The organism is Sphingobium sp. C100, from assembly GCF_000508185.1.
Lineage (GTDB): Bacteria > Pseudomonadota > Alphaproteobacteria > Sphingomonadales > Sphingomonadaceae > Sphingobium.
Map to the genome: position 1 here is coordinate 1 of NZ_AYOY01000125.1, position 624 is coordinate 624.

At 56.7% G+C, this 624-nt stretch carries 1 protein-coding gene; it reads right to left on the reverse strand.

The window, feature by feature from the left end:
• Positions 1-580: IS30 family transposase (locus C100_RS33400; RefSeq protein ID WP_162833673.1), on the reverse strand; the 580-nt coding region annotated here is incomplete at its 3' end.
• Positions 581-624 lie beyond the last annotated feature (44 nt).

A 624-nucleotide genomic window follows, 5' to 3' on the forward strand; every position in this document is an offset into this window, starting at 1 on the left:
TGGCTTTGCCATATTCCAACTTGAAGATCATCAGGTCGCCTTCCCAATGACCAAAGCTGCTGCGATTACCGATTTCGGAAGGGCGTTTGCCAATGGTGTTGACCAAGGGAATATGCAGACCGCGGGGCTTACGCGCATAGCGTTGACGTCGAGATCGACGGGCAACAGGCAAAAGGCGCCACAGGCCTTGGCTTCGTCCGTCCGGCCCATAGACGAACTGGTAGATGGTCTCATGACAGACGGCTTCACGAATACCGCGATGGCGCCGAAGATATCCCGCAATCTGCTCGGGCGACCAAGCTGCTGACAAGCGGTCGGCGATATAGGCGGCAAGCTCGGGCTTTCGGGCAATCTTGCCACCACGCACCCGGCGCCTGTCCGCCATCGTTTGTGCGGCGGTCGGAAAATAGCCACGAAACATTGGCTCGTCATCGAGATGCTGGTTGCGTTTGAGCTCACGATAGATGGTCGAACGATGTCGCTGCAGCGCCGCTGCTATCTGCTGCACGGACCGCCCGGTTGCAGCCAATTGATAAATCTGTCGCCGCTCGTCCAAACCCAGATGCTGATAGCCGTTCATCATGTGCCTTCCTGGAAAAGGGATCAAACCCCTATAAATCCTAG